The organism is Metabacillus litoralis (genome assembly GCF_003667825.1).
GTDB lineage: Bacteria > Bacillota > Bacilli > Bacillales > Bacillaceae > Metabacillus > Metabacillus litoralis_B.
In genome coordinates, this window is sequence record NZ_CP033043.1 from 5,067,103 (window position 1) to 5,090,955 (window position 23,853).

Genomic DNA, 23,853 nt, shown 5'->3' on the forward strand with positions numbered 1-23,853 from the left:
ATTTGTGGTATGAAGGACAAGTTGAAGGGAATAAGTAGACTTGAACGACAAACGAAAGGGAAAAAGCAAGTGGAATGTCGTTCATAAGGTAGATGAACGACATTCCAGAGTGAGAAAGCAATTGAAATGTCGTTCATAAGGCTGATGAACGACAAACCAGAGTGAGAAAGCAATTGAAATGTCGTTCATAAGGCTGATGAACGACAAACCAGAGTGAGAAAGCAATTGAAATGTCGTTCATAAGGTAGATGAACGACATTCCAGAGTGAGAAAGCAATTGAAATGTCGTTCATAAGGCTGATGAACGACAAACCAGAGTGAGAAAGTAATTGAAATGTCGTTCATAAGGCTGATGAACGACAAACCAAAGTGAGAAAGCAAGTGGAATGTCGTTCATAAGGTAGATGAACGACAAATCAAAGCGAAAAAGAGAGTGAAATGTCGTTCATAGCGTTGATGAACGACAAACCAGAGTAAGAAAGCAGGTGAAATGTCGTTCATAGCGCCAATGAACGACATTCCCAAAGTCAAAAGCGATCAAATTGTCGCTCATCGCACTATTTCAAAAATATATCTATTTTAGCAACCCTTTAATAAACCGCGAAGGTGCGGCTTTTCGTCCTCGGCGATAGGATGGAACAGATAGGTATAGGTGTTCTTTTGCTCTTGTCATCGCGACATATAGTAAGCGTCTTTCTTCTTCGAGAAATTCATATTTTTCTTTTCTGGCAGATTCAAGGGCGAAGTCATGTGGTAGTGCTCCATCCACAACGCCTAATACGTACACATATTTAAATTCCAAGCCTTTGGAGCGGTGAATCGTCATCAGTTGAACTCCGGAATTGTCTTTATTTCCTTTCAAAGCTTGCTGAGTTACGGTCATGTGATCAATATGTTGAAGAAAATCTGGGATGGTTAAAAATTTCTTTGCGACAACTTTTAGGTCATTCAAGTCATCTGAGCCTTTTTCCATCGTATTTCCTTCGTTTCCTTGCTTTTTAAGATAATCAGTAAAGCCCAGTTCCTTTTCGATAATAGTTAGTGCTGTCACCGGCTTCTCATTTTTTAGAGAGCTGATTCTTGGGATGATCTTGTTAAGCTTTGATTTTTGAAAGTTCGGCAAACCATTCACGTGCAACAATGCTTCAACAAGGGAGCAATCATGTAAAATGCTCAAAGCCTTTACATCGTTCACAACGGATTGCTTTAAAAATAGTGCTCGAATAAGTTCGGCAATCGCTGTTGAATCATCTGCATTCATACTTAATCGCAAATAGGAAAGCATACTACGAACCATTTTTCTTTCATAAAAAGAAGACTGTCCATTTTCCATCGTAAAAGGAATGCTTGATTGCACGAAGCGTTCAAACACAGCTCGTCCACCGGTATGAGTTCGGTATAAAACAGCAAATTCATCAGGAGCTGCACCCTCTTCAATTTTTTCCTTCATATCTTGCAGAATCATCGTTGCCTCTTCTTCCTCATCATATGGAAAAAAGGTAACAGGTAAGTGCTCTGATTGATACTGAGCAATCATGCTCTTACTTAAGCGATGTTTATTTTTTGAAATAACCTCATTGGCTGTTGATACGATCTCGTGATCTGATCGGTAGTTAGAGGATAGGTGAATCACTTTGGCATCAGGATATTCCTGCTTGAAGTCTAAAATAAAAGAAGGCTGACTTCCTCTAAAACTATAAATCGTTTGATCATCATCGCCAACTCCACATAAATTTCTTGTGTGGTTTGAGAGGAGTTGAATGAGCTTATATTGAATAGGATTAATATCTTGAAACTCATCAATAAGAAAATACTGAAAACGATTTTGATAAGCTTTAAGAATATCGGGATTTTCCTTTAGAAGTTGATAGCAATGAACAAGCATGTCATCAAAATCAAATTGACCTCGTTGTAGCTTTTGATCCTCATATGCCCGATAAAGAGTTAATGCTGTTTGTTCCCATTCATCTGCTGGGTGAATATCATTCACTGACTTCATTGTGTTTTTCCAAAAACCAATTTGTTGAATGGCTTGGTCGAATGGAAAATCCTTCTCATCAATACCTAGCTCTCTACACGAATTTTTTAAATAAACTTCTTTTTGCCAATCCCATTTTAAAAGATTTTGGCCGTTCCACTTATCGCGATTGTGATGAAGTAGGATTTTGTAGAATATGCTATGAAAAGTACCAATCACGAGCTGATTTAACTGACTAACATGTAGTGATGAAGAAGCGGCGAGACGCTCATGCATTTCTCGTGCGGCTTTTGCTGTAAACGTAACAAGCATGATCGAAGTTGGTTGGATCTTTTTTTCTTCAATCATATAAAGAGCTCTTGTGGTAAGAACTCGGGTTTTACCACTACCAGCACCAGCTAAAATAAGCAGTGGTCCTTCAATTGTTGTCACAGCTTCCTTTTGTTCAATATCAAGAGGTATACCTACTATTGATGAAGGTGTTTTCACTTTTAATGTAAACGGTGTTCTTCCTTTAATGTATTTAGGCTGAAGCCACTTGATTACCTGTGGCTTTTCAACTGTTGCAACACTTCGGGATTTTGGTATGCGGAATCCGTTTTTTTCTTCATATAATAGTTCAGGCTCTTTTACCTGAACAGGCTGATCTGGGTAATACTCTTGAAACTGCTGCTGACAAGTTTCATTTCGTGTTTGATTGGAATGATAAAAATATGGAGATTTGCTTATTCCTAGATAAAATCGAACAGGCTGCCCACAACATTGACAGGTGACCTCTTCTTTTAAACAAGACTCATAGATTCGTTGATAATCTTCTCGAGGTAATTGAAGCAAGGAGATTGTAACATCTTTCAACTTTGCAGAATTCATAGTGACCCTCCTCCCATAAAATAGGATGCTAAAGCGTATGTATTTATAAAATAATAAAAAACAAACTTTCATAAGCGACAAAGTCTATCTTAACAGAATGACAACCGAACGAAAAGGTAAAAATACATGGTTTAACTTAACAAAAATAAGGGAATTTATGTAAGGGAGAGGTGACAAAGATGGGTTATATTTTACCAATTCAGCAAGATACATACACACAATACGCAAATCGATCAATCTCTGTACAACAACATTATTCGCAAATCTTACCAATTTCTGCCATTAAGTTGAATCGAAACAATGAAGAAGAAAATTCACAACAGCAGCATAAATTTGCAGATATCTTAGAAGAAAAATTGAAGAAAAATAAATATTCCTCATCATTTACAGGAAAAGGTAAGCTCTTTAACGAATATGTGTAAAAAAACGTTTAAGAGGTAAAAAATGAATTTTATTCAACTTAACAATAGTTGCTACTATTTTCAAGGCGCAGTGAATATTGGGTATGTACGTAATGGAGAAAACGGCTTACTAATTGATGCTGGTATTGACAAACAAACGATGAAAAAAGTATTAAAAAAATTACAGGGTGACAATTTACCTGTAACTCATTTATTTGTTACACATGCTCATGCTGACCACTACGGTGGGGCAGAGCATTTACAATCCATTGTAGACGTTTATACGTACGCACCGAAACTCGAAGCGGCTATGCTTAGACATCCAATTATTGAACCACTCTATCTTTTTCAAGGAAATAAGCCATTGCCTGAAATGAGAAATAAATTTTTAGAAGGTAAACCAATAAGGGTTGATGAAGAAATTGAGCAAGCAACCTATCCTTTTGGCGACACTTTTTTTCAATGCTATTCCTTGCCAGGGCACAGCATCAATCAACATGGCCTACTTATTGATAAAGTCCTATATGCTGCTGATGCTTATTTTGCAGTAGAGCAGTTGCATAAACATAAAATTCCATTCATTATTGATGCAAAAGATACTTTGGACTCTCTTCACAAACTTAAAAAAATAGATTGTGTTGGGGCTGTTCCTGGACATGGTTTGTTTGAAGAGGATTTTGTCAAAACAGTCGATGCGAACATTTCTTATCATCTTAAGTTAATGAATTCCATAAAGAGTGTCATACACGAGCATGATGCTGGTATTTATCATGATGAACTAGTAGCCGAGATTTGTACAATGTGGGATATAGGAGATCTAAATGTTCCTTCATGGATGCTGTTTCGTACAGCAGTGACAGCTTACGTTACCATGCTTGTACAAGAAAATACGGCTGAACTCCTAATTAATACTCACCGGCTAATGATACGAGAGAACAAGAAAAGCTCCCACTAACTAATGGGAGTTTTTTTTTAGAAGGATTGAACATGTAAACCAGAACCCTCGAGCCACTCAGCATATAAAACTTCTTCTGTTCTAAGTATATTTTGCTGCTTTAACTGTTGCTCCAGCCAGTTGTAATTAAAGCCTGCTTCAACTAAATTTTGTTTAATCACTTTCCCATCACTTATGATTGTAATTGGGATATATACTTTTTTCAGATTCACTTGGAGATCAGGTTTCGTTGGGTTTTCATATTCTGCTTTTTTTAGAATACTGACCGTACCATCTGTTTCTAGAACAGCATATTCTAGCTCTCTTATTGAGAAAACGCCTTTTGCTCGAATCAAATGTTGTAGCTGGTTAATATCAAGCTTACATTTTTTTAAGCTTTCTCTTAATATTTTACCTTCTTGAATAATAATCGTCGGCTTTCCTTCAAGAAGTCCACGCGATTTACTCCACTTTTGCGTAATTAGCTCCAAAATAAAGATTAATAATCCCCATACAGCTACTGCATAAATTACTCGTGAGATTCCAACTTCATCATCAAAAATGGCATTTCCAACAAGTTCACCAAGTACAAGTGCAGAGATAAAGTCAAACGTTGTAATTTGGGTAATTTGTGTTTTACCTAATATTTTTGTAATGATGAAAAGTGCAATAAAGCCAAAAACTAATTCAATTGTAATTTGTCCAAACTCCATGCTAGATACCCCCGTTCACGATCCATATGATTAGGATAATCGTACATGTCGTTTTTATGCAAAATCGATGAGATAGTGTGGGATTTAAATAAAATGGTGAGTTTTTGTTAACACTATTGGATAATATTTTCTCTATTTAAGGGGGTACACAGATGTCTCACGATTCAACTCAGCTTACCTCAACAGAGATTGCTTCTCTTTGGACATCCTATTAATGAATGACACAATGGTGGCAACGATGTTATCACATATGCTTCAGTACATAGAAGATCCCGACATAAAAGCAGGTGTAGAGCTGGCTTATAATATGGCTGTTAAAAATGTCCACTTTTTAAAGGAACTATTTCAACAAGAACAATTTGCCATACCGAATGGCTTTACAGAGGATGATGTTAATACTAGCGCACCTCGTTTGTATTCTGATACGTTTTGTTTAACATATGTAAATCATATGGCCAAAGTGGGGATGCTCGCTTACGGTGGTTTCTTATCAATGAGTGTTCGACTGGATGTAAGAGAATTCTTTACGAATGCAATAAATGAAACAGCGACATTATATAACTCTACTCTCGAAATAGCTGTTTCTAAAGGATTCTTTGTAAGAGCCCCTTATATTGGCGTTCCGGAAGAAACAGACTATGTGGATACAAAAAAATATTTAGGCGGGTTAAATCCATTTACCGATAAACGACCTTTAAACGCTATTGAAATATCTCATTTATATATGAATATTCAAACGAACTCTATTGGAGCTAAGCTATGCTTGAGCTTTGGTCAAACCTCCCAAAACAAAGAAATACAAGAATTTATGCTAAGAGGGAGCGAAATCTCCAAAAAGCATGTGATGCTTTTTACAGAGGCATTAGATGAAAGTGACTTGATTGCACCTGGCTCTCCTGATGTATGTGTAAGCTATTCCACAACCCAAACATACTCAGATAAAATTATGATGTTTCATATGTCTCTACTTAGTGCAGCAGGAACAGGGAATTATGCTGCTGCCGCAGCGGCAAGTCTAAGAACAGATTTAGCTGTAAATTATGAAAGACTTTCTGTTGAAGTTGCTCAATTTGCGAAAAGTGGAGCAGATATTATGATCAAAAATAACTGGTTGGAACAACCACCTGGGTTAAAGGATCGGGAGAAATTGGTGAAGAAAGAAGGAATGTAAACTTCTGATTTAACCTACAGAGAAATTCTTAAGTATTCGGTTTTCGAGTACAAAAGCTTAATTAGAAAACAAATTAGCAGCCCAATTCGCAATTGATTTGGGCTGCATCTTTTTTGTTGCTTATCTGCATAAATGTATCGTTATTCACATTCCTTTCAACAGGATGATAAAAGTTAGTGTCAGTGTGCGAGTTTGTTTGCTAAATTAATTAGAGATTGATGTACTGAAAGTAAAGACTCTGATGATGCTATTCATTGTTTGATTTTTTGTGGAGGTATAGGAATAGATAGGCGGAGAAATTCCGGTTAAGTTAGATAGTAGGTGCTTAAAAAGCTGATATAAGCGGAAAAACTCCCCTTATTTTGTGAGGAATGTTGGTATTTTACAATTTAAACGGAATTTTTACGTTTATTTATCATGTTTAGTGAAAACACAACTACAGGTGCAAAATAATGTGAAAAGTGCTTGGAGACACAATGTTCCAAGCATTTGTACTATTAAGTTCGAATGTACGGTTATTTCTAATTTGGTACTTCAAAACCGTCCCCACAGAGGACATTCTCTGTGGGTCTTCTTATTGCTGTTTAATCATTGTTACATGAGGAATGCCTGCATCCATAAATTCATCTGATACAACCTTATAGCCTAATTTTTCATAAAAAGGTATCGCATGTGTTTGCGCGTTCAGCTTGAATTTAGTAACTCCCTGCTCTGACGCAATCTTTTCTAATTTAGATACAATTTTACGACCTGCACCAGTTCCACGAGTTGTTGATAGCACACAAATTCTTTCAATTTTACCTATACCATCAAGTACGCGTACTCGACCTGCACCTGCTGGTTTTTCTTGATCATCATATAAAACAACATGTGTTGCTTCATCTTCATATTGATCAATTTCCTCTTCTTCAGGGACGTTTTGTTCATCTACGAACACAATTTTTCTTACTGTGAATGCATCTTCTAGTTCATCTCTTGTTGCTACTTGTTTTATTTCCAATTATTTGCTTTCCTTTCCAAGTAAAAATGTTTCATAAACAGTCCAAGAGCCGTTCTCTAGTTGATATAAAAGGTGGAAGCGGTCAATAACTTCCTCGTGGTGAATATCTAGCATTTTAATGCTGCCAAGAACATCTGAATGTTCATCATCTGAAAGATTTTGTCCGAGTGTAATATGAGGGACAAAAGCATATTCAGGCTGACTGCTTAATGAACCTGTATGTAAATTTTCATGAAGAGCTTGAAGCTCATCAGTTGGATCTACTTTTAAATAAATCACGTTGTTTACAGGTGCAAAAGAGCTAACCTTTTTAATTGAAATTTTGATTGGTTCACTTGCGTCAGCTACTTTACGAAGTTCCTTCGCAATAACCTTTATTTCTTCGTCTTCTGCTTCGAAAGCCGTTTTTAATGTAACATGTGGTGGCACTAATGCGTAGTGAGTATCGTATCGTTTACGATAAGAATTCACTAAGTCCTGCAATTTTTTTGATGGAAAAAGGGCGATTCCGTATTTCATGATATTCCCTCCTAAACAGTTCATTATAGTTTTAGTATAGCAAATTTTTAAAAATAAACATATGTACGATGTTATTCAAACATAAGTTTGAGTATAGGTGTTAAAGCTGGCTGCCAATACTTCCAAGTATGATCCCCATCAAACTCTTCATACGTATATGAAAAACCCTTTTCAGACATCAATTGGGACAGCTGTCGATTTGGTGTAAGAAAGTCTTGAATGATACCATCAGTAGTTCGTACCTCTGTTTCTTTCTTGCCAATTTGATGATAAATCATAGGTTTTGAGGAAGAATCAAATTCTTCAACAGCATTCATGACATCTTCATTTACAAGAGGTGATTGGAGAATGAGCTTTCCAAAAGTGTTAGGATACGATAAGCCTGTTAATAAGGAAACGGTTGCTCCTAAAGAATCACCAATTAACGCACGACCGAAGCCGATTTGGTATGTTGGAAATTCCGAATCGAGATATGGTACTAATTCATGCGCAAGAAAACGTACATACTGCCTAAACTTACTACCATTCGGATGGTATTTTTCTTTTCTGTCATGAACATCTTTATAAGGAATGCCAATAACGATCACATCTTCTATTTCTTCATCTTTAACTAGAGCCTCGACCTGTCTACCAACACGACCGAGTTTAAAGTAATCCTGACCATCTTGTGCAATCAATAAACTATACTTATATAATGGAGAATAATTCTCTGGAAGATAAATGAGCAATGTTAGTTCTTCCTGAAGTGCTTCTGAATAAAAGGAGTGCTCCTTAATAATACCTGTTTGCTTACTCATGATTACCCCTCCTAAAACAAGTATGAAACCCCTTTTATTTTAACACGCAACGATTCATTCATCCTTAAAAAAGCATAATTATTATGTTTCCTGAGAAAAAAATGTTTAAAAATGTCGGACAAGGGTATTTTCCAAGTAAGACCTATTAATAAAAGTGAGAGGAGAATCACAAATGAAAAAATCAAGCAAAGTGGTTTTATCCGGTGTTGCACTATCTACAATAGGGGTTACATCTTATTTATTAAAGGAAGAAAAAAGAAAGAACAAATTCATCTCTTCCATGCAAATGATGAAAAATAAAGCCATTAATTCGATGAATAAAGACAAACAGGTTATGGAGAAAACTGGACATCCGGATCCACATGATATTGAAGATAATACGATGGTAGCTGAAGGTTCTATGTATGCTGTTAATTATTATGATGAAAAGAAGAAATAACTTAAACAAGGCTGACTTACATGTCGGTCTTTTATTTTGGTGAAAATCAGGGAAATACTAATTTTTCCATTGACTTATTTCCTAAACCTACTATAATAAGTAAATCCGATAAAACAGATATGAATTAAAAAAGTAGGTGATATCAGTGTTTTTATCCATAAATAATGTTAATAAACAATTCAAAAACCGTGATAAAAAAGAAGAAACGGTTTTGACGAATATAGATTTACAAGTGAAAGAAGGAGAATTTGTTTCGATCCTTGGTCCTTCAGGATGTGGAAAATCAACTTTGCTTTCCATCGTTGCAGGCTTAACACAGGCAACTTCTGGTGAGCTTGTTCTGCAAGGGAAAAAACTAAAAGGGCCTGGTAAAGAACGCGGCATGGTATTCCAACAGGCTGCATTATTTCCATGGTTAACGGTAGAAGAAAATGTGATGTTTCCTCTTCGCAAGGAGCTTTCCAAGAAAGAAGCACAAGAAAGGGCTCATAAATTTTTATCTCTTGTACAATTAAGTCCTTATGCAAAGCATTCACCACATGAGCTTTCAGGTGGGATGCAGCAGCGTGTCTCCATAGCGAGAGCATTAGCAATGGATCCAGCTCTATTATTAATGGATGAGCCATTCGGTGCACTTGATGAACAAACACGCTCAAGACTTCATGAAGTCTTGGAAGATGTATTTTTAGAAACGAAAAAAACCATTCTTTTCGTTACACATAGCATTCATGAAGCATTAAAGCTTTCTGACAGAATTGTCGTCATGGGAACACAGCCAGGCCGAATTGTTGATATTATTGAGCTTGACTTTCCTCGTCCACGTGAACAAGCGCGAGAGGAGCTATTAGCTTACGAAGAACGAATTAAGAATTTATTAAAAACAGAAATAGATAAAGTAATAGAAAAGGAGCAGAAATATGCAGCCAGTCGTTAAACGAATCCTTTTTTACGTCATTCTTTTAACTGTATGGCAGGCTACGGTAAAACTTCTTGATGTTTCCGTTGCAATATTCCCTGCCCCTACAGATGTTTTCAATTCATTGTATACAGGCTTTTTAGATTTAACACTTGTCTATGACTTAGTCGCAAGCTTCAAAAGACTTGCGATTGGATTAGTAATTGCATTAATCTTAGGACTTATTTTAGGAGTAGCTTTAGCTAAATCCAAAACACTTGATGAAACATTAGGTTCATTAATTATCGCTTTACAGTCTGTACCAAGTATTGTTTGGTTACCTTTGGCGATCATGTGGTTCGGGTTAAATGAAGCAGCTGTTACGTTTATCGTCGTTTTAGGTGCAACACTTGTGATGACGATTAACATGAGAACAGGGATTAAAAATGTGCCACCGCTTTATATAAAAGCAGCACAAACGATGGATTATAAAGGCTTGAGCCTGTTCTGGAAGGTCATGATTCCAGCATCTATCCCTTATGTTGTAACAGGAACAAGACTTGCTTGGGCATTTGCATGGAGAGCATTAATGGCCGGTGAATTACTAAGTACAGGTCCAGGTCTTGGGTATAAGTTAAAGTTCGCATCAGATTTTGGTGATATGAGCTTAGTTCTCGCCATTATGATCATGATAATGGTCATTGGTGTTATTGTAGATTTACTCTTTTTCCAACGTATTGAGAAAAACGTTATGAAAAAATGGGGTTTAGATAATTAAGGTACTTTTTAATAAGTCAATTGGTGTGTCGCCAATTGGATTCTAGCTTCAAGCGTAAAAATATTATTTTTAACAAATAATCATAATTTTAATTGGAGGTTACATCATGAGAAAAGGACTTTTATTTGCACTTATTTCGATTTTATTAGTAGGTGTCCTTGCAGCTTGTGGAACTGGTGAATCATCAAATACAAGTGGTAGCGGCAGCACAGAAGAGGTTGTGATTGGATATTTCCCAAACATTGATCACGTACCAGCTATGATTTCTAGAGAAAAAGGGTATTATGAAGAAGCTCTTGGAGAAAACGTAAAAGTAACATACAAAACGTTCCCAGACGGAGCAGCATTTATGACGGCTTTAAAAACGGGTGAAATACAAGCAGGACTAGTAGGACCAGGTCCAGTAATGAACAACTATGCAAATGGAGCAGACGTGAAAATTATTGCAGGCGCATCTTCAGGTGGAACAGTCGTTGTTGCATCAGCAAAAAGTGGCGTTCAATCAGTTGAGGATGTTTCAGGTAAAACGTTCATCACACCTGGTGTAGGGTGCACACATGATGTTCAAATGGAAACATTTCTTAAAGATTTAGGAATTACATCAGCGCGTATCGGTGGAACTCTTAAACATGTAACAGGAAACCCAGCTCAATACGGAGCCATGTTCGAATCAGGTAAAGTAGATTTAGCTGCTGTTCCAGAGCCATGGGCATCACAATTAGTAAATGATGGTGCGAAAATCATTGTTGATACTGATGAAATTTCATACGGTACAACATTACCTAATACAGTGTTAGTAACAAGTGGAAAGCTAATTGAAGAAAATAAAGAACTTGTAGCTAATATCGTTAAAGCGCATGAGCAAGGCGTTAACTTTATTAACGAAAATCCCGAAGAAGCACGTGATATCGCGATTAAAGCAATCAAAGACATCACAGATCAAGAATTAGACCCAGCGATCGTTGATAGCGCGTGGGAGCGTGTAACATACACAACAGAAGTAAACGCAGATGTTGTTCAAGAATTTGCAAACTCTTCATATGAATTAAAATTCCTAAAAGAAAAACCAGAATTCGGTGATCTAATTGACACTTCATTCTTAACGAAGTAGGAATCTATCGTGAAAAATATACTCTCAATTGTTATTGCTTTTTTAGCGTTGGTAGGCTGTTCTCAGTCTATCAACCTAGAAGAGCATTTTTCATTAAATGGAACTATAGAGCCACTAGAAGCCGTAAATCAAAACGGAGAAGCTGTAAAGATGTCTGACTACGAAGAGAAGGTTTGGGTAGCGACATTTATTTTTACAAATTGTGATACTGTTTGCTCACCAATGACTGCTCACATTGCGACACTTCAAGAGCAGCTACAAGATGAAAAAATAGAAGCAGAATTAGTTTCATTCAGCATTGACCCTGAACATGATACACCAGAAGTATTAAAAAAGTTTGGAGATCAATTTGGTGCGGATTATAAAACTTGGAACTTTTTAACAGGCTATGACCAAGCGGACATTGAATCTTTTACTAATATAAGTTTCTTAGCACCCGCTGCAAAGCTCGAAGGCTCAACTCAATATGTACACAGTACTTCAATTTTTCTCATGAAAGGCAGTCAAATTCTAGAACAATACGATGGAGTATCTAACGTACCATTTGAAAAAATAATCGAAGATATCAAACTATTACAATAATTCTATTGCATTCTCCACTTGAATAAGGTACAGTAATAAAAAGTTAAACATTTTAAAAATTTCATATATTTCTTATCAAGAGAGGCAGAGGGACTGGCCCTATGAAGCCTCAGCAACCGGTTCATAACGAGTGAAGATCTGGTGGATTGATGATAGATAAACTCTAAGTAAGTTTTTCACAGCACCGACAGGAAATGAAAAATGAATGGAACAAAGTGCTCTTGTTTGTAACAGGCATTTTTCATTTTCTGTCGAGGTTTGCAGAGCAAGCCGCAAGCACTTGCGTGCTGTGAAAAAACTATACAACACTAATTATGAGTTTACTTATTAACAACACCATACCAAGACTTCTGCGAGTGCCAAGGTGCTAAATCCAGCAAGCCACACCAGCTTTATGCTTGAGAGATAAGAAGAAGCGCACTTAACGACACAGTCTTCTTCTTAACGAGGAAGACTTTTTATTTTGCTTTTTTTAAAACATGTACGCTTTCTCTCATGTACATATTGTTAAATTTAAATCTTAGGAGTGACAGACATGAGCAAAAGAATTGAAACGAAATTAGCACAAATCGGAAACCGCAGTGAAAATGTTACAGGTACAGTTAACCCGCCAATTTATTTATCAACAGCCTATCGTCATGCAGGAATTGGAGAATCTACTGGATTTGATTATATCCGTACAGGAAATCCTACAAGACTTTTAGTCGAAAAAGCAATCGCAGACCTTGAGCATGGCGACCGTGGCTTTGCCTTCAGCTCAGGAATGGCCGCGATTCAAACAATTATGGCCCTCTTCCAAAGCGGAGACGAACTGATCGTTTCTTCTGACCTTTACGGTGGAACATACCGCCTCTTTGAAAGAGAATGGAGAAAATATGGATTATCATTTCAATATGATGATTTCACAAATCCAGCTGAAACAGAGAAATTGATCAATGAAAAAACAAAAGCGCTATTCATTGAAACGCCAACAAATCCATTAATGCAGGAAGCGGACATTAAAGAGCTAGTAGCAGTTGCGAAAAAGCATAACATACTCGTGATTGTTGATAACACTTTCTATACACCACTTCTTCAAACGCCAATCTTAGACGGAGCGGATATTGTGATCCATAGTGCAACGAAATACTTAGGAGGGCACAACGATGTTCTTGCAGGCTTGGTTGTAACGAAAGGTCAGGAATTAAGTGATGAATTCTTCCAACATCAAAACGCAATCGGTGCAGTTTTATCCCCATTTGATTCTTGGTTATTAATGAGAGGGATGAAAACTTTATCCCTTCGTATGAGACAGCATCAAGAAAATGCTCAAAAGGTAGCGGCATTTTTAGAAGAGCATGAAGCTGTACTTGATGTACTGTATCCTGGTAAGGGTGGAATGCTTTCATTCCGTTTACAAGATGAAGCATGGGTAAATCCGTTCCTGAAAAACCTGAAAACAATTACTTTTGCAGAAAGTCTAGGTGGAATCGAAAGCTTCATTACGTATCCAGCTACGCAAACACATATGGATATTCCTGAAGAGATTCGAATCGCAAATGGTGTCTGTAACAAGCTGCTACGTTTTTCAGTAGGTGTTGAGCATGCAGAAGATATTATTGAAGATTTAACACAAGCATTTCATGCAATGAAAGGAGCGGAAGCAGTTGAGCAATCATGATTGGTCATTTCAAACAAAGCTACTTCATAACGAGTCAAAGGTTGATCGCGGCACAGGATCGGTAAGTGTGCCGATTCATCATTCCTCTACTTTTCATCAATTTGATATTGATGAATTTGGGAAATATGATTATGCACGCTCAGGAAATCCTACGCGTGAGGCGTTGGAAAGTGCGATTGCGGAGCTAGAAGGTGGATCACGTGGATTGGCTTTCTCTTCTGGTATGGCAGCTATTTCAACTGCGTTCTTATTGTTATCACAAGGAGATCATGTACTTGTAACAGAGGACGTGTATGGTGGGACTTTCCGAATTATTACAGATGTTTTAACTCGATTTGGGATTGAGCATACATTTGTAGATATGACAGATCTTCATCAAGTTGCCTCTGAGATTCGTCCGAATACGAAGGTGATTTATATGGAAACACCTTCGAATCCGTTGTTAAAAGTAACGGATATTAAGGGGATTGTGAATCTGGCGAAGGCAAATAACTGCTTAACCTTCTTAGATAATACATTTTTAACACCTGAGTTGCAGCGACCTTTGGAGTTAGGCGTGGATGTGGTATTACACAGTGCAACGAAGTTTTTAGCGGGGCATAGTGATGTGCTTGCAGGTCTTGCTGTTGTGAAGGATCCTGAGCTGGGAGACCGCTTGTATAAATTGCAAAATGCATTTGGTGCCGTTCTTGGTGTGCAGGACGCGTGGTTAGTTCTTCGTGGTTTAAAGACATTGCATGTACGCTTACAGCAGTCTCAAGCATCTGCTTTGAAAATAGCTGAATTTTTAGCGGAGCATCCGAAGGTAGAAGAGGTGTATTACCCAGGCTTGAGCTACCACCCAGGTCATGAAACTCAAAACTATCAAGCTGATGGGCCAGGAGCGGTGTTGTCCTTTAAATTAGCTGACGCAGCGGCGGTTAAGACATTGGTTGAAAATGTGGAGCTTCCAGTGTTTGCGGTTAGCTTAGGTGCAGTGGAATCGATCTTATCGTATCCTGCGAAAATGTCACATGCAGCAATGCCTCCACAAGAGCGTGAAAAGCGTGGCATTTCAGATGGATTGTTGAGATTAAGTGTTGGACTTGAGAAGGTTGAGGATTTGATAAAAGACTTTGCTGCAGCTTTGGAGAAGGTGCCTGCTGGTGCAAAAAAGAATGTGAATGTGTAAATTTGAGAGCTGACTCTATGTGGAGTCAGTTTTTTTGTGGGGTGCGTGTCGGTTTTTGTCGAAAATCTATTATTTTGTTCTTTTCATCAAATAAAATGATGAAATTAGCAAATAAAATCTCAAAATAGCAAATAAAAGGCAGAAATCTTCAAATAAAATACCAAAATCGTCAAATAAGTGCTTAAAGGAAGAGTAGAGGACAGCGGCGAATTAGATACTAAACGAAAGGAGTGGAGAAATGATTATAAAACCACGTAAATATCCTGTCTCAATATTAAGTTTAGAAGCATTACAAAGGAGATTGAAGCAAAACCATCCGCAACACCCACAAATAAAGGAGGAGCTTGCCAAAAAAACAGCAGGCTTTAAAGGTGAACAAAGTATAGACTACTTTTTAAGCTTTCTTACGGAAGGGATGTATCATATTTTACATGATGTAAGGCTCAAGATCGGTGATCACTTTTTTCAAATAGACATACTTATTCTTTCAAGAAGATTTCTTCTCATTTTAGAAGTGAAGAATATAACTGGTACCTTATTTTTTGATCGCAACTTCAACCAGCTAATTAGAACTCAAGGAGATAAAAGAGAAGCGTTTCCTGATCCGATCATGCAGGTAAATCGACAGTATCACCAACTTAAAAAGTGGCTCATCCAAAACAAATATAAAAACATACCCATTATTCCACTTGTCATTATTAGTTCTCCTCGTACAATTTTAGAGACTTCTCATCAAAATGATGAGATTTATCATAAGATTATCCACAGTGCGAAGCTTCCTCAAATAGTGTCTAAACTCGAAAAGACATATGAAAAAAATATTCTTACACAAAAACAGCTCTCTAAATTAGGTCAACTTATCTCAGAATGTCACACAGAGCCTTCCATCAACATTCTCTCACAGTATAAAATATCCGAAAATGAAGTGTTAAAAGGCGTTATTTGTCCAAACTGCACGAGCCTACCCATGAACATAAAACGGGGAAAATGGATATGTCCATCATGTACACATATTTCCAAAGACGCTCACATCGAAGCTTTAAAGGACTATTCTTTATTGATTGACCAACAGATTACAAATAGCCAATTAAGAGACTTTTTACAAGTACCCTCTATTTATGTGGGCACAAAGCTACTCACCTCTCTAAATCTCACACATACTGGCAAAAATAAAGGGAGAGTTTATCACTTGAACTCAAGAAAGGAACTGTTTTATTAATCAAAACAGCTCCTTATTAAAAAACTAAAGAGTAGGTAATTTCATCGCCGTCTCCATATTCTTTAAATTCAACTGTATTTGTTCATTGGTATCGAATGCATGATACCAGCCTTTTTCCATCATATAATTCGAGATTCTTTCATGCATATCAAGTGCTTCCTCTAAATGGCGAGTAAGGGTATGTTTTATTTCCGGAGTGCCTGATTCAGTGAGGGCCATTGCATAGTTTCTTACTCCACTTTTAGCAGAAATTAATAAGTCCATTGCAACAACTTGGTCTGTTAAGGCTTTCATCCCAGTTATACTTTCAATGATTGTATTCATGTATAGTTCATCTCCTAACTAATACTTTGGCTTTGCTTTTGATAGGATGGAGGAATATTCCTCTAACTGACGGGTTGACACTGTAATATCTTGCTGCATGATGTCTTTTAGTTCTTTGTCGGATACTAGTGCTCTCATTGTTTTTGACTTTGTTAAGCAGGTTGTTTTGAATGCCGCCATTTCTTGAACTTCAAGAACTTCGTGTAATGCGTAGTCCATGACTGCTCTCCTCCTGTTGTTATGGTTTTAATACAACTTTGATACAATTATCCGTTTTTGTGTCAAAAATTTCATAACCACGTTTGGCTTCACTTAGTGGTAGTACATGACTGACAACATCACCGGGATCAACTTTGCCAGTGGAAACGAGTTCAAACATGTATGGCATTAAGTGAATCATTGGGGCTTGTCCAGAGCGGATGTTTACGTTACGTTGCATAATATCTCCTAATGGAAAACCATTGTAGCGTCCACCATAAACGCCTGTAATTTGGATGGTTCCGCATTTTCGAACAGCTTGAGCAGCCATTACAAGTGCACTCATTGCTCCACCTTGAAGTCTTAATCCTGTAGCTAGGAATTCCATGTCTGTCATTTTTCCGTCCATACCAACAGCGTCAATGACAACATCTGCTCCACCTTTTGTGATTTCCTTTAGGTAACTTCCTACATTTTCATGTTCTTCAAAATTAACAGTTTCCACTTTGTTTGTTCTTTTTGCATGCTCTAAGCGATAGGGAATATAGTCAACGGCAATTACTCGCTTTGCTCCTTTTAACCAACAAAATTTTTGTGCAAAAAGGCCAACAGGGCCACAGCCCAAAACAATGACGGTATCGCCATCCTTGACGCCCGCATTTTCAACACTCCAATAGCCTGTTGACATGGCATCAGAAATGACACTTAATTTCTCATCGGGTTCTTCACAGCTTTCAGGTATTTTAAAGTGAGTAAAATTGGCAAACGGAACTCTTAAGTATTCAGCTTGTCCTCCTGGATAGCCACCTGTGTTACCTGAATAGCCAAAGTAAGCACCCATATCTCCATTATCATTTGAGTTATCACACTGACTCTCAAGATTGCTTTTACAATATTGACATTCACCACATGCAATATTAAAAGGAATGATCACACGATCTCCCTTTTTTACTTTCGTAACTTCAGGGCCCACCTCTTCTACGATACCCATTGGCTCATGGCCGATTACATAGTTTTCCGGCATATTTGGTATCATTCCATGGATTAAATGCAAATCAGATCCACAGATGGCTGTGCTTGTTACCTTGACAATCATGTCATCTGGCTTTTGGATTTTTGGATCTTCTACTTCTTTTACTTCAACGTTTTTGATGCCTTGATAGGTTACGGCCTTCATTCAACTAACCTCCAATGTTAATGTTCATCAGGTGTACGATCAAACATCCCTTTTCGATTTGATTCAACAGGGAATAGGTTCATGTTTCCAACCATGATGGTGTTTTTTGCCGATAGCTGATCTAATTGATATTGTTCTTTTAAATCATGAGGATGGAACCATTTTTTCTCGACCATAAGCTCTGTAATTTCTTGATGCATGGCAATGCTCTGCATTAATTGCTTACGCAGCATATTTCTTAAATCAGGTGACGCAGTTTCGGTTAATGCCGTAGCTGTATTTCGTACCGCTTCTTTTGCTCGCATGAGAAAATCCATGGCAAACGTGGTATCTGCTAATTCAGGAACATGTAACGAATTAATTGGATCTAAATGATCATTATTCAATGCTACTACCTTCCTTTCAATTTATTATTGGTGTTGGACGGCTTTCTGGTACTGGTGCTTCAAAAGGAGCACGTTGATAAATTGCTTGTAACTCAGTTAATGCCTGAATCGATTGATCAACATCTTTTTGCATTAGTTCTCTAAGATCTTGATCAAAAACGAGGCCCTGCATAAGCTTTGATTTAGCCACGCATAGAGTTTTGAAGTTTATCATCTCATGTAAGTCTATAGATTCATGAGCTGCCAATTTTTGCGAATCCATAATTTGTTAACCTCCCCATATTGATATGCTTCAGTATTTTCCCCGAATTATAGTTATTAATAATTTGTAAAAAATGACTATTATTGAGTCTTCTATCTGAATTCTCAATTAGGGAACATACAGAAAAAGTTGGAAAACTTCGAATCATATAAGGAGGTACTATGTACGTCATTGTTGAAGTAAGACCTATGGATGTTTAAGGAGGAAAGATGATGTTGGATTTTGATATGAATATAGATCAATTCGCTAAAATAAAAGTGATCGGTGTTGGCGGCGGTGGTAACAATGCGGTTAACCGAATGATAGAGGATGGAGTTGAAGGTGTTGAATTTATTGCAGCAAACACAGATGCGCAGGCTCTGAATCAATCAAAGGCTGAAATTCGGATGCAAATCGGTGCATCATTAACAAGAGGTTTAGGAGCAGGAGCAAATCCTGAAATCGGTCGAAAAGCAGTGGAAGAAAGTAAAGAGCAGCTTAAAGAAGTGTTACAAGGAGCAGACATGGTCTTCGTTACAGCTGGTATGGGTGGTGGAACCGGAACAGGTGCTGCACCTGCGATAGCGGAAATTGCCCGTAATCTTGGTGCTCTAACCATTGGTGTTGTTACTCGCCCTTTTAAATTTGAAGGCTCAAAGCGTTCCAAAAATGCTACAAGCGGTATCGAAGCAATGAAGGAATCAGTAGATACATTAATTATCATTCCAAATGATCGCTTATTGGAGATTGTGGATAAAAAAACAAATATAATGGATGCTTTCCGTGAAGCAGATAGTGTTCTTCGCCAGGGGGTACAGGGAATTTCTGATTTAATAGCTATACCAGGTTTAATTAATCTGGACTTTGCTGACGTGAAAACAGTTATGTCCCATAAAGGAACAGCGTTAATGGGCATTGGGATTGCGAAGGGGGAAGACAGGGCTGCTATGGCGGCTCAGAAGGCAATCAATAGCCCGTTGCTTGAAACCTCAATTAATGGTGCTCAAGGTGTGATTATGAACATTACTGGAGGGAGAAATCTAAGTCTCTTTGAAGTCCAAGAAGCAGCTGATATGGTATCTAATGCTTCTCATGAGGATCTGAATATGATTTTTGGTTCAGTGATTAATGACCAATTAAAGGATGAAATTATCGTAACGGTCATTGCAACTGGTTTTATTGAGCAAGAGGAAACACCACCAGTAATCCAAACGAATTCACAGCCGAAAAGAGAAAGGGTAGAAAATACATATCAATTTGAAAACCAGCGTATACAAAGGGAGGTTAGTTACCGTGAAGAACCTGTTCAAGATTTTAGCCGCCATAATGAACAACAAGAAGATTCACTAGATATCCCAACGTTTTTAAGAAATAGGCAAAAACGCAGATAAAATTACATAGATATAACAAACTTTAAATGTAGGTTTATTAAGTGGAAAGAGGTTGGGAACTATATAAAGTGCCCGATCTCTTTTTATTGTCAAAATGGACCTTAATAAACCTTTCGTATTTTTCATGCATGTACCCAAATGTTTCCTCATATATAAAAGTGAGCTAACGCTTTACACAATTTTACAAAAGGGGGAACAAACATGAAAAAAATGCGTAATAGCTTGTTGTTTGTCATGATGCTTGCTTTTATGATGGTAATCGCTGCATGTGGCGGTGGAGCTGAATCAGAAAGCTCGAGTGAAGAAAATGAAGAAACAACAGAAAACACCTCAGAAGAAAAACAAGATTTAAGCTTACTTACTGGCGGAACGGGTGGTACATATTATCCGCTAGGCGGGCAAATTGGTAAGATCATTACAGACAATACAAACGCAAACATCACACCTCAAACTTCAGGTGCATCTGCTGAAAACATGGAAACATTAAGAGCTGGTGAGGCTGAACTAGCATTTACACAAACAGATATCGCGGCATACGCACTTGAAGGAAAAGAAATGTTTGATGGAAATGCAATTGATACTATTCAAGCAATTGGATCACTGTATCCAGAAACAATTCAACTAGTCACAACGAAAGATAGCGGAATCCAATCAGTGGAAGACCTTAAGGGGAAAGCTGTTTCCGTTGGTGCTCCTGGATCAGGTGCTTATATTAACGCCATGCAAGTTTTAGAGGTTCATGGATTAACAACTGAAGATATTAAACCACAAAATCTATCATTTGATGAGTCAACAGACGGTATCCAAGCAGGAACAATCGATGCTGCGTTTATTACTGCTGGAACACCAACTGGAGCAGTTGAAGCCCTATCAGCTCAAGAAGACATTGTAATAGTTCCAATTGCAGACGATAAAGTTCAAGAGCTAATGGATCAATATCCATACTACTCAAAGGATACAATTTCAGCTGGAACATATAAGATTGCAGAAGATGTAAACACTGTAGCAGTAAAAGCGATGCTTGTCGTAACAAAAGATCTAGACGAAGAATTAGTCTATGAAATGACAAAAGCATTATTTGAAAATACAGATTCAATCACACATGCAAAAGGTGAGTTCATTACACCGGAATCTGCACTTGAAGGTGTGGGAAATTTAGAATTCCACCCAGGTGCAGCTAAGTATTTTGAAGAAAAGGGCCTTCAATAAGAAAAGCTTAGTAGGGAAATAAGATAAGAATGATGTCTAAATGGGGCAAGAATGTAGGGAATATTGCCCCATTTGACAGCATTCAAATATTTTCTGGGAAATAAGTCGAATAGTGAAGTGGTACAAGATGTATTGACTTAGATACTTCTTCAGAATATAATAGAATATGTAGCTTTAAGAGCTATTATACAACTATATAACGATCCGATAGTTCAGTGGGAGAACACTACCTTGACAGGGTAGGGGTCGGGGGTTCGAATCCCTCTCGGATCATCGAAGATAGAAAACGCTAGATGCAGTAATGACACTGTTTCTAGCGTTTTTTTATTTTAATTAATAAACTATAACTTGAGAAGTATAGAGTTTTGGGCACATAATGGTCACTTCATTAACATTGTTCTCAATCGTGAAGAGAGTTAAGGTTTATTCAAAATATAGGCTAAAGCTATCAAGTTTATTTAAACTAGAAGATCATAACAGAACATCAAGAGATTGAAAATAATGAGAAGTCTTATTGTTGATGTTATACAAAATATTGGATATTATTAAATCCTAATATTGATATATGAGGTGGAACAACGTGGATATCGAAAAAATGAGAACAAAATTATTACACGAAGTCAAACAAGAGATGAAAAAACTAGCAAGTAATAGAGGACTTTCAGGTTTTAAGAGTATGGAAAATGACGAACTTGAAGAGTTATTAGAGTCAAATGTAGAGGGCTTCACTTTAGAGGATGATCAATCTTCAGCATCAATTACTATTACATGGAAGCATAAAGGAAAGGCAACAGGAATTACACGTACAATTGACTTTATAGATAATGTAATTTTAAGAGATACCTTTTAATTAATAAGAGAATTACCTTAATAATTTTAATTCTTTATGACTAAATTAATCTTTGCTACCGCGCTTCGCTTGCTGGACTCTATAAAATAATCTAGAACTACGTTCTAGATTATTTTATAGAGTGATTATGCATTATTTGTATTTACTTAAAAATGTCTTGTACTCAGGATGAATGCTGTTATTTTTGTAAACATCCATAAATAAGTTTATAACATCAAAATTTGATTGTTTGGAGAAATCATGCATATAATTAATATCTTTTATATACTGTCCTACAAATTCTAATAATAGTAAAGCAATCTTTTCTGTAATAGCTGGATCATCAGTAATTTTTTCAATGTATCCTGATGAAAGGTCATTAAGTACTGTCTTTAAAACCTTAAGGTTTGACTCCCAACAGTCATTTTCTTGTTCGTGATCTTGAATTATTAACCTTAAATCGTCTTCTTGTATAACATTAATTTTTAAATTTTTATCTAATAGCTCTTCTAAAATATTACTCACTTAATATCATCCTTTTCTTTTTAAAATAATAATTCATTAATTTTGTTTGCAGTCTCACTTTGCATTGTTGGTAAAACATGACTATATGTGTCTAATGTAATTCTAATGTTTGAATGTCCTAATCTTTCAGCAACTACTTTTGGATTAATTCCTTGCTTTAAAAGAATTGTAGCATGGGTATGTCTAATATCATGAAACCTTATTTTTGTTATATTTGCATACTCAATGTAATTATAAAAAGTTCTCATTAAATTTCTTGGAATACAAGGAGTCCCAATATTAGTACATACAACTAAGTCATTATCTTGATAGAGAATACTAGAGTTTTCTCGCTCTGATTCTATAAGCATTTTATGGGATTTTAGGCTATTAATTGTTTCTATTGGTAGTGATATGTTTCTAACTCCAGACTTTGTTTTTGCACCAGGAGTTATTTTAGTTCCCTTATGATTTAATGTTTGTCTTACGGAGAGGGTATTGTTCAGAAAATCAATATCTTTCCATCTTAGCCCTAATATTTCCCCTTGCCGCATACCTGTTGTAATAGCTAGTAAGAATGCAATATAGTATCTACTACTCTTAGATACTTCTAAAAAAAGTTTAATCTCTTCAATACTCCAAACCTTTAATTCATTTTTGAAAGATTTTGGTCTATCTACTAAAGTGGCGGGGTTTTGCTTTATTAAGTCCCATTTCATGGCTTTCTTTAGTGAGGTGTTTATTAATGAATGAGTTTTTTGCACATTCTCCCTAGAGATTAAATTATTATTGATTAGCTCATTAGGAAACTTTTGGATATCTATAGGTTTTATTTTAGAAATTTCAATATTTCCTAGATGTGGAACAATATATCGATTTATTAACCAACTATAAGTATAAAAAGTTGACTCTTTTATTTGAACCTTCTTATCATCTAACCAACTTTGTAAATAATCCTTATATAACATTAGGGAAGGTTCTAATATTCTACCACTGTTAAATAGTTCGTGCTCTGCTTGCACTAATGCAATTTGAGCTTCTTTTTTTGTTTTGAAGCCTCTTTTTTTCTTTTGTTTCCTCTTGCCATTAACTTTTCCGAGTTCTAAAACGTAGTACCATGTGTTTCCATCTTTTTTGACAGAGCCAGCCAATTATTATTCCTCCATTTCACCTTCAAGCCATTGAATAAAAACTGTTTTTAAAATCTTAATTCTTCTTCCAATACGTACTATATGAAAGTCACCTGAATTAACGAGTTCGTATGCTTGTCTTCTACCAATTCCTAAAATTTCTTGAATGTGTGTAACATCTAATACAGGTGGGTAATGTTCAAAAGCATTCATAATATCCTCCATT

27 protein-coding genes, 1 tRNA gene and 1 riboswitch are annotated in these 23,853 nt (G+C 36.7%); of the genes, 15 read left to right on the plus strand and 13 right to left on the minus strand.

Annotated elements, in window-relative coordinates; translation table 11 throughout:
- Positions 1-574 precede the first annotated feature (574 nt).
- A complete protein-coding gene (locus D9842_RS24820) occupies positions 575-2,848 on the minus strand; it encodes a UvrD-helicase domain-containing protein (RefSeq protein WP_121664756.1) in 2,274 nt (757 codons plus the stop codon).
- Between the two features lie 179 nt (positions 2,849-3,027).
- Between D9842_RS24820 and D9842_RS24825 the strand changes: the two genes are divergently transcribed.
- Both D9842_RS24825 and D9842_RS24830 read left to right on the plus strand, forming a co-directional pair.
- On the plus strand, positions 3,028-3,270 hold the full coding sequence (locus tag D9842_RS24825; RefSeq protein WP_121664757.1) for a hypothetical protein: 243 nt from the start codon (positions 3,028-3,030) through the stop codon (positions 3,268-3,270).
- A gap of 22 nt (positions 3,271-3,292) precedes the next feature.
- Positions 3,293-4,204 carry an MBL fold metallo-hydrolase gene (locus D9842_RS24830; RefSeq protein ID WP_121664758.1) on the plus strand — a complete coding sequence of 304 codons (912 nt, stop codon included), beginning with the start codon at positions 3,293-3,295 and terminating at the stop codon, positions 4,202-4,204.
- A 17-nt stretch (positions 4,205-4,221) separates the two neighbouring features.
- Here D9842_RS24830 and D9842_RS24835 read toward each other — a convergent pair whose 3' ends face one another.
- Positions 4,222-4,896, minus strand: a complete 675-nt coding sequence (locus D9842_RS24835; RefSeq protein ID WP_121664759.1) for a YetF domain-containing protein — start codon at positions 4,894-4,896, stop codon at positions 4,222-4,224.
- 214 nt (positions 4,897-5,110) lie between these two features.
- Here D9842_RS24835 and D9842_RS24840 point away from each other — a divergent pair, with 214 nt between their 5' ends.
- On the plus strand, positions 5,111-6,067 hold the full coding sequence (locus tag D9842_RS24840) for a DUF3231 family protein (RefSeq protein WP_306821495.1): 957 nt from the start codon (positions 5,111-5,113) through the stop codon (positions 6,065-6,067).
- A 574-nt stretch (positions 6,068-6,641) separates the two neighbouring features.
- Here D9842_RS24840 and D9842_RS24845 read toward each other — a convergent pair.
- The 3 genes from D9842_RS24845 to D9842_RS24855 all read right to left on the minus strand — a co-directional run bounded on the left by D9842_RS24845 (position 6,642) and on the right by D9842_RS24855 (position 8,383).
- Entirely contained in the window at positions 6,642-7,067 is a 426-nt protein-coding gene (locus tag D9842_RS24845; protein WP_121664760.1) for a GNAT family N-acetyltransferase, read from the minus strand.
- Positions 7,068-7,586 carry a YjcG family protein gene (locus tag D9842_RS24850; protein ID WP_121664761.1) on the minus strand — a complete coding sequence of 173 codons (519 nt, stop codon included), beginning with the start codon at positions 7,584-7,586 and terminating at the stop codon, positions 7,068-7,070.
- Between the two features lie 71 nt (positions 7,587-7,657).
- Positions 7,658-8,383: an alpha/beta hydrolase gene (locus D9842_RS24855; protein WP_121664762.1), complete on the minus strand. Its 726-nt coding sequence runs from the start codon at positions 8,381-8,383 to the stop codon at positions 7,658-7,660.
- A gap of 172 nt (positions 8,384-8,555) precedes the next feature.
- Between D9842_RS24855 and D9842_RS24860 the strand changes: the two genes are divergently transcribed.
- The 8 genes from D9842_RS24860 (at position 8,556) to D9842_RS24895 (ending at position 16,238) form a co-directional block, all read left to right on the plus strand.
- The gene (locus tag D9842_RS24860; protein ID WP_121664763.1) at positions 8,556-8,822 is read left to right on the plus strand and encodes a hypothetical protein; all 267 of its coding nucleotides are present in this window, start codon (positions 8,556-8,558) and stop codon (positions 8,820-8,822) included.
- Positions 8,823-8,967: 145 nt separating this feature from the next.
- Positions 8,968-9,756, plus strand: a complete 789-nt coding sequence (locus D9842_RS24865; protein WP_121664764.1) for an ABC transporter ATP-binding protein — start codon at positions 8,968-8,970, stop codon at positions 9,754-9,756.
- A complete protein-coding gene (locus D9842_RS24870; RefSeq protein WP_121664765.1) occupies positions 9,740-10,495 on the plus strand; it encodes an ABC transporter permease in 756 nt (251 codons plus the stop codon). Before D9842_RS24865 ends, D9842_RS24870 begins: the two co-directional genes overlap by 17 nt.
- 106 nt (positions 10,496-10,601) lie before the next feature.
- On the plus strand, positions 10,602-11,606 hold the full coding sequence (locus D9842_RS24875; RefSeq protein ID WP_121664766.1) for an aliphatic sulfonate ABC transporter substrate-binding protein: 1,005 nt from the start codon (positions 10,602-10,604) through the stop codon (positions 11,604-11,606).
- Between the two features lie 9 nt (positions 11,607-11,615).
- Positions 11,616-12,188 (plus strand): SCO family protein, encoded by a 573-nt coding sequence (locus tag D9842_RS24880; protein WP_257535944.1) that lies wholly within the window; start codon positions 11,616-11,618, stop codon positions 12,186-12,188.
- 69 nt (positions 12,189-12,257) lie between these two features.
- A riboswitch (SAM riboswitch) is annotated at positions 12,258-12,344 on the plus strand.
- 379 nt (positions 12,345-12,723) lie between these two features.
- Complete coding sequence (locus D9842_RS24885; RefSeq protein WP_121664768.1) at positions 12,724-13,848, plus strand: methionine biosynthesis PLP-dependent protein; 1,125 nt, start codon at positions 12,724-12,726, stop codon at positions 13,846-13,848.
- Positions 13,835-15,019, plus strand: a complete 1,185-nt coding sequence (gene metC, locus D9842_RS24890) for a cystathionine beta-lyase (RefSeq protein ID WP_121664769.1) — start codon at positions 13,835-13,837, stop codon at positions 15,017-15,019. Before D9842_RS24885 ends, metC begins: the two co-directional genes overlap by 14 nt.
- A 238-nt stretch (positions 15,020-15,257) precedes the next feature.
- On the plus strand, positions 15,258-16,238 hold the full coding sequence (locus D9842_RS24895) for a nuclease-related domain-containing protein (RefSeq protein ID WP_121664770.1): 981 nt from the start codon (positions 15,258-15,260) through the stop codon (positions 16,236-16,238).
- Between the two features lie 24 nt (positions 16,239-16,262).
- Here D9842_RS24895 and D9842_RS24900 read toward each other — a convergent pair whose 3' ends face one another.
- The 5 genes from D9842_RS24900 to D9842_RS24920 are packed head-to-tail and all read right to left on the minus strand — an operon-like array spanning position 16,263 to position 18,585.
- Entirely contained in the window at positions 16,263-16,562 is a 300-nt protein-coding gene (locus D9842_RS24900) for a spore coat protein (RefSeq protein WP_121664771.1), read from the minus strand.
- A gap of 18 nt (positions 16,563-16,580) precedes the next feature.
- Complete coding sequence (locus D9842_RS24905; RefSeq protein ID WP_121664772.1) at positions 16,581-16,781, minus strand: hypothetical protein; 201 nt, start codon at positions 16,779-16,781, stop codon at positions 16,581-16,583.
- 19 nt (positions 16,782-16,800) lie between these two features.
- On the minus strand, positions 16,801-17,937 hold the full coding sequence (locus D9842_RS24910; RefSeq protein ID WP_121664773.1) for a zinc-dependent alcohol dehydrogenase: 1,137 nt from the start codon (positions 17,935-17,937) through the stop codon (positions 16,801-16,803).
- 17 nt (positions 17,938-17,954) lie between these two features.
- The gene (locus tag D9842_RS24915; RefSeq protein WP_121664774.1) at positions 17,955-18,323 is read right to left on the minus strand and encodes a spore coat protein; all 369 of its coding nucleotides are present in this window, start codon (positions 18,321-18,323) and stop codon (positions 17,955-17,957) included.
- A gap of 16 nt (positions 18,324-18,339) precedes the next feature.
- A complete protein-coding gene (locus D9842_RS24920) occupies positions 18,340-18,585 on the minus strand; it encodes a spore gernimation protein GerQ (protein ID WP_121664775.1) in 246 nt (81 codons plus the stop codon).
- A 212-nt stretch (positions 18,586-18,797) separates the two neighbouring features.
- Here D9842_RS24920 and ftsZ point away from each other — a divergent pair, with 212 nt between their 5' ends.
- The 4 genes from ftsZ to D9842_RS24940 all read left to right on the plus strand — a co-directional run bounded on the left by ftsZ (position 18,798) and on the right by D9842_RS24940 (position 22,014).
- Positions 18,798-19,955, plus strand: coding sequence for a cell division protein FtsZ (ftsZ, locus tag D9842_RS24925; RefSeq protein ID WP_121664776.1), 1,158 nt, complete (start codon positions 18,798-18,800; stop codon positions 19,953-19,955).
- A gap of 201 nt (positions 19,956-20,156) precedes the next feature.
- Positions 20,157-21,164: a TAXI family TRAP transporter solute-binding subunit gene (locus D9842_RS24930; protein ID WP_121664777.1), complete on the plus strand. Its 1,008-nt coding sequence runs from the start codon at positions 20,157-20,159 to the stop codon at positions 21,162-21,164.
- Positions 21,165-21,365: 201 nt separating this feature from the next.
- Positions 21,366-21,437: transfer RNA gene (locus D9842_RS24935), tRNA-Val, on the plus strand.
- A gap of 307 nt (positions 21,438-21,744) precedes the next feature.
- Complete coding sequence (locus D9842_RS24940) at positions 21,745-22,014, plus strand: hypothetical protein (protein ID WP_121664778.1); 270 nt, start codon at positions 21,745-21,747, stop codon at positions 22,012-22,014.
- Positions 22,015-22,146: 132 nt separating this feature from the next.
- On the opposite strand, the gene D9842_RS24945 is transcribed toward D9842_RS24940, so the two are convergent.
- Genes D9842_RS24945 through D9842_RS24955 form a run of 3 tightly spaced genes read right to left on the minus strand, consistent with a single transcriptional unit; the run spans position 22,147 to position 23,840 of the window.
- A complete protein-coding gene (locus tag D9842_RS24945) occupies positions 22,147-22,518 on the minus strand; it encodes a hypothetical protein (RefSeq protein WP_121664779.1) in 372 nt (123 codons plus the stop codon).
- 20 nt (positions 22,519-22,538) lie between these two features.
- Entirely contained in the window at positions 22,539-23,648 is a 1,110-nt protein-coding gene (locus D9842_RS24950) for a tyrosine-type recombinase/integrase (RefSeq protein WP_121664780.1), read from the minus strand.
- Positions 23,649-23,651: 3 nt separating this feature from the next.
- Positions 23,652-23,840: a helix-turn-helix domain-containing protein gene (locus tag D9842_RS24955; RefSeq protein WP_121664781.1), complete on the minus strand. Its 189-nt coding sequence runs from the start codon at positions 23,838-23,840 to the stop codon at positions 23,652-23,654.
- Positions 23,841-23,853: the final 13 nt, after the last annotated feature.

Excerpts from the sequence above, each read along its gene's own strand:
- D9842_RS24955 (WP_121664781.1), bottom strand. The coding sequence starts at position 23,840 with ATGAATGCTTTTGAACATTACCCACCTGTATTAGATGTTACACACATT.
- D9842_RS24875 (WP_121664766.1), top strand. The coding sequence starts at position 10,602 with ATGAGAAAAGGACTTTTATTTGCACTTATTTCGATTTTATTAGTAGGT.
- D9842_RS24855 (WP_121664762.1), bottom strand. The coding sequence starts at position 8,383 with ATGAGTAAGCAAACAGGTATTATTAAGGAGCACTCCTTTTATTCAGAA.
- D9842_RS24820 (WP_121664756.1), bottom strand. The coding sequence starts at position 2,848 with ATGAATTCTGCAAAGTTGAAAGATGTTACAATCTCCTTGCTTCAATTA.
- D9842_RS24860 (WP_121664763.1), top strand. The coding sequence starts at position 8,556 with ATGAAAAAATCAAGCAAAGTGGTTTTATCCGGTGTTGCACTATCTACA.
- D9842_RS24900 (WP_121664771.1), bottom strand. The coding sequence starts at position 16,562 with ATGAATACAATCATTGAAAGTATAACTGGGATGAAAGCCTTAACAGAC.
- D9842_RS24850 (WP_121664761.1), bottom strand. The coding sequence starts at position 7,586 with ATGAAATACGGAATCGCCCTTTTTCCATCAAAAAAATTGCAGGACTTA.
- D9842_RS24920 (WP_121664775.1), bottom strand. The coding sequence starts at position 18,585 with ATGGATTCGCAAAAATTGGCAGCTCATGAATCTATAGACTTACATGAG.
- D9842_RS24870 (WP_121664765.1), top strand. The coding sequence starts at position 9,740 with ATGCAGCCAGTCGTTAAACGAATCCTTTTTTACGTCATTCTTTTAACT.
- D9842_RS24830 (WP_121664758.1), top strand. The coding sequence starts at position 3,293 with ATGAATTTTATTCAACTTAACAATAGTTGCTACTATTTTCAAGGCGCA.
- D9842_RS24905 (WP_121664772.1), bottom strand. The coding sequence starts at position 16,781 with ATGGACTACGCATTACACGAAGTTCTTGAAGTTCAAGAAATGGCGGCA.
- D9842_RS24840 (WP_306821495.1), top strand. The coding sequence starts at position 5,111 with ATGAATGACACAATGGTGGCAACGATGTTATCACATATGCTTCAGTAC.
- D9842_RS24910 (WP_121664773.1), bottom strand. The coding sequence starts at position 17,937 with ATGAAGGCCGTAACCTATCAAGGCATCAAAAACGTTGAAGTAAAAGAA.
- D9842_RS24885 (WP_121664768.1), top strand. The coding sequence starts at position 12,724 with ATGAGCAAAAGAATTGAAACGAAATTAGCACAAATCGGAAACCGCAGT.
- D9842_RS24825 (WP_121664757.1), top strand. The coding sequence starts at position 3,028 with ATGGGTTATATTTTACCAATTCAGCAAGATACATACACACAATACGCA.
- ftsZ (WP_121664776.1), top strand. The coding sequence starts at position 18,798 with ATGTTGGATTTTGATATGAATATAGATCAATTCGCTAAAATAAAAGTG.
- D9842_RS24895 (WP_121664770.1), top strand. The coding sequence starts at position 15,258 with ATGATTATAAAACCACGTAAATATCCTGTCTCAATATTAAGTTTAGAA.
- D9842_RS24930 (WP_121664777.1), top strand. The coding sequence starts at position 20,157 with ATGAAAAAAATGCGTAATAGCTTGTTGTTTGTCATGATGCTTGCTTTT.
- D9842_RS24835 (WP_121664759.1), bottom strand. The coding sequence starts at position 4,896 with ATGGAGTTTGGACAAATTACAATTGAATTAGTTTTTGGCTTTATTGCA.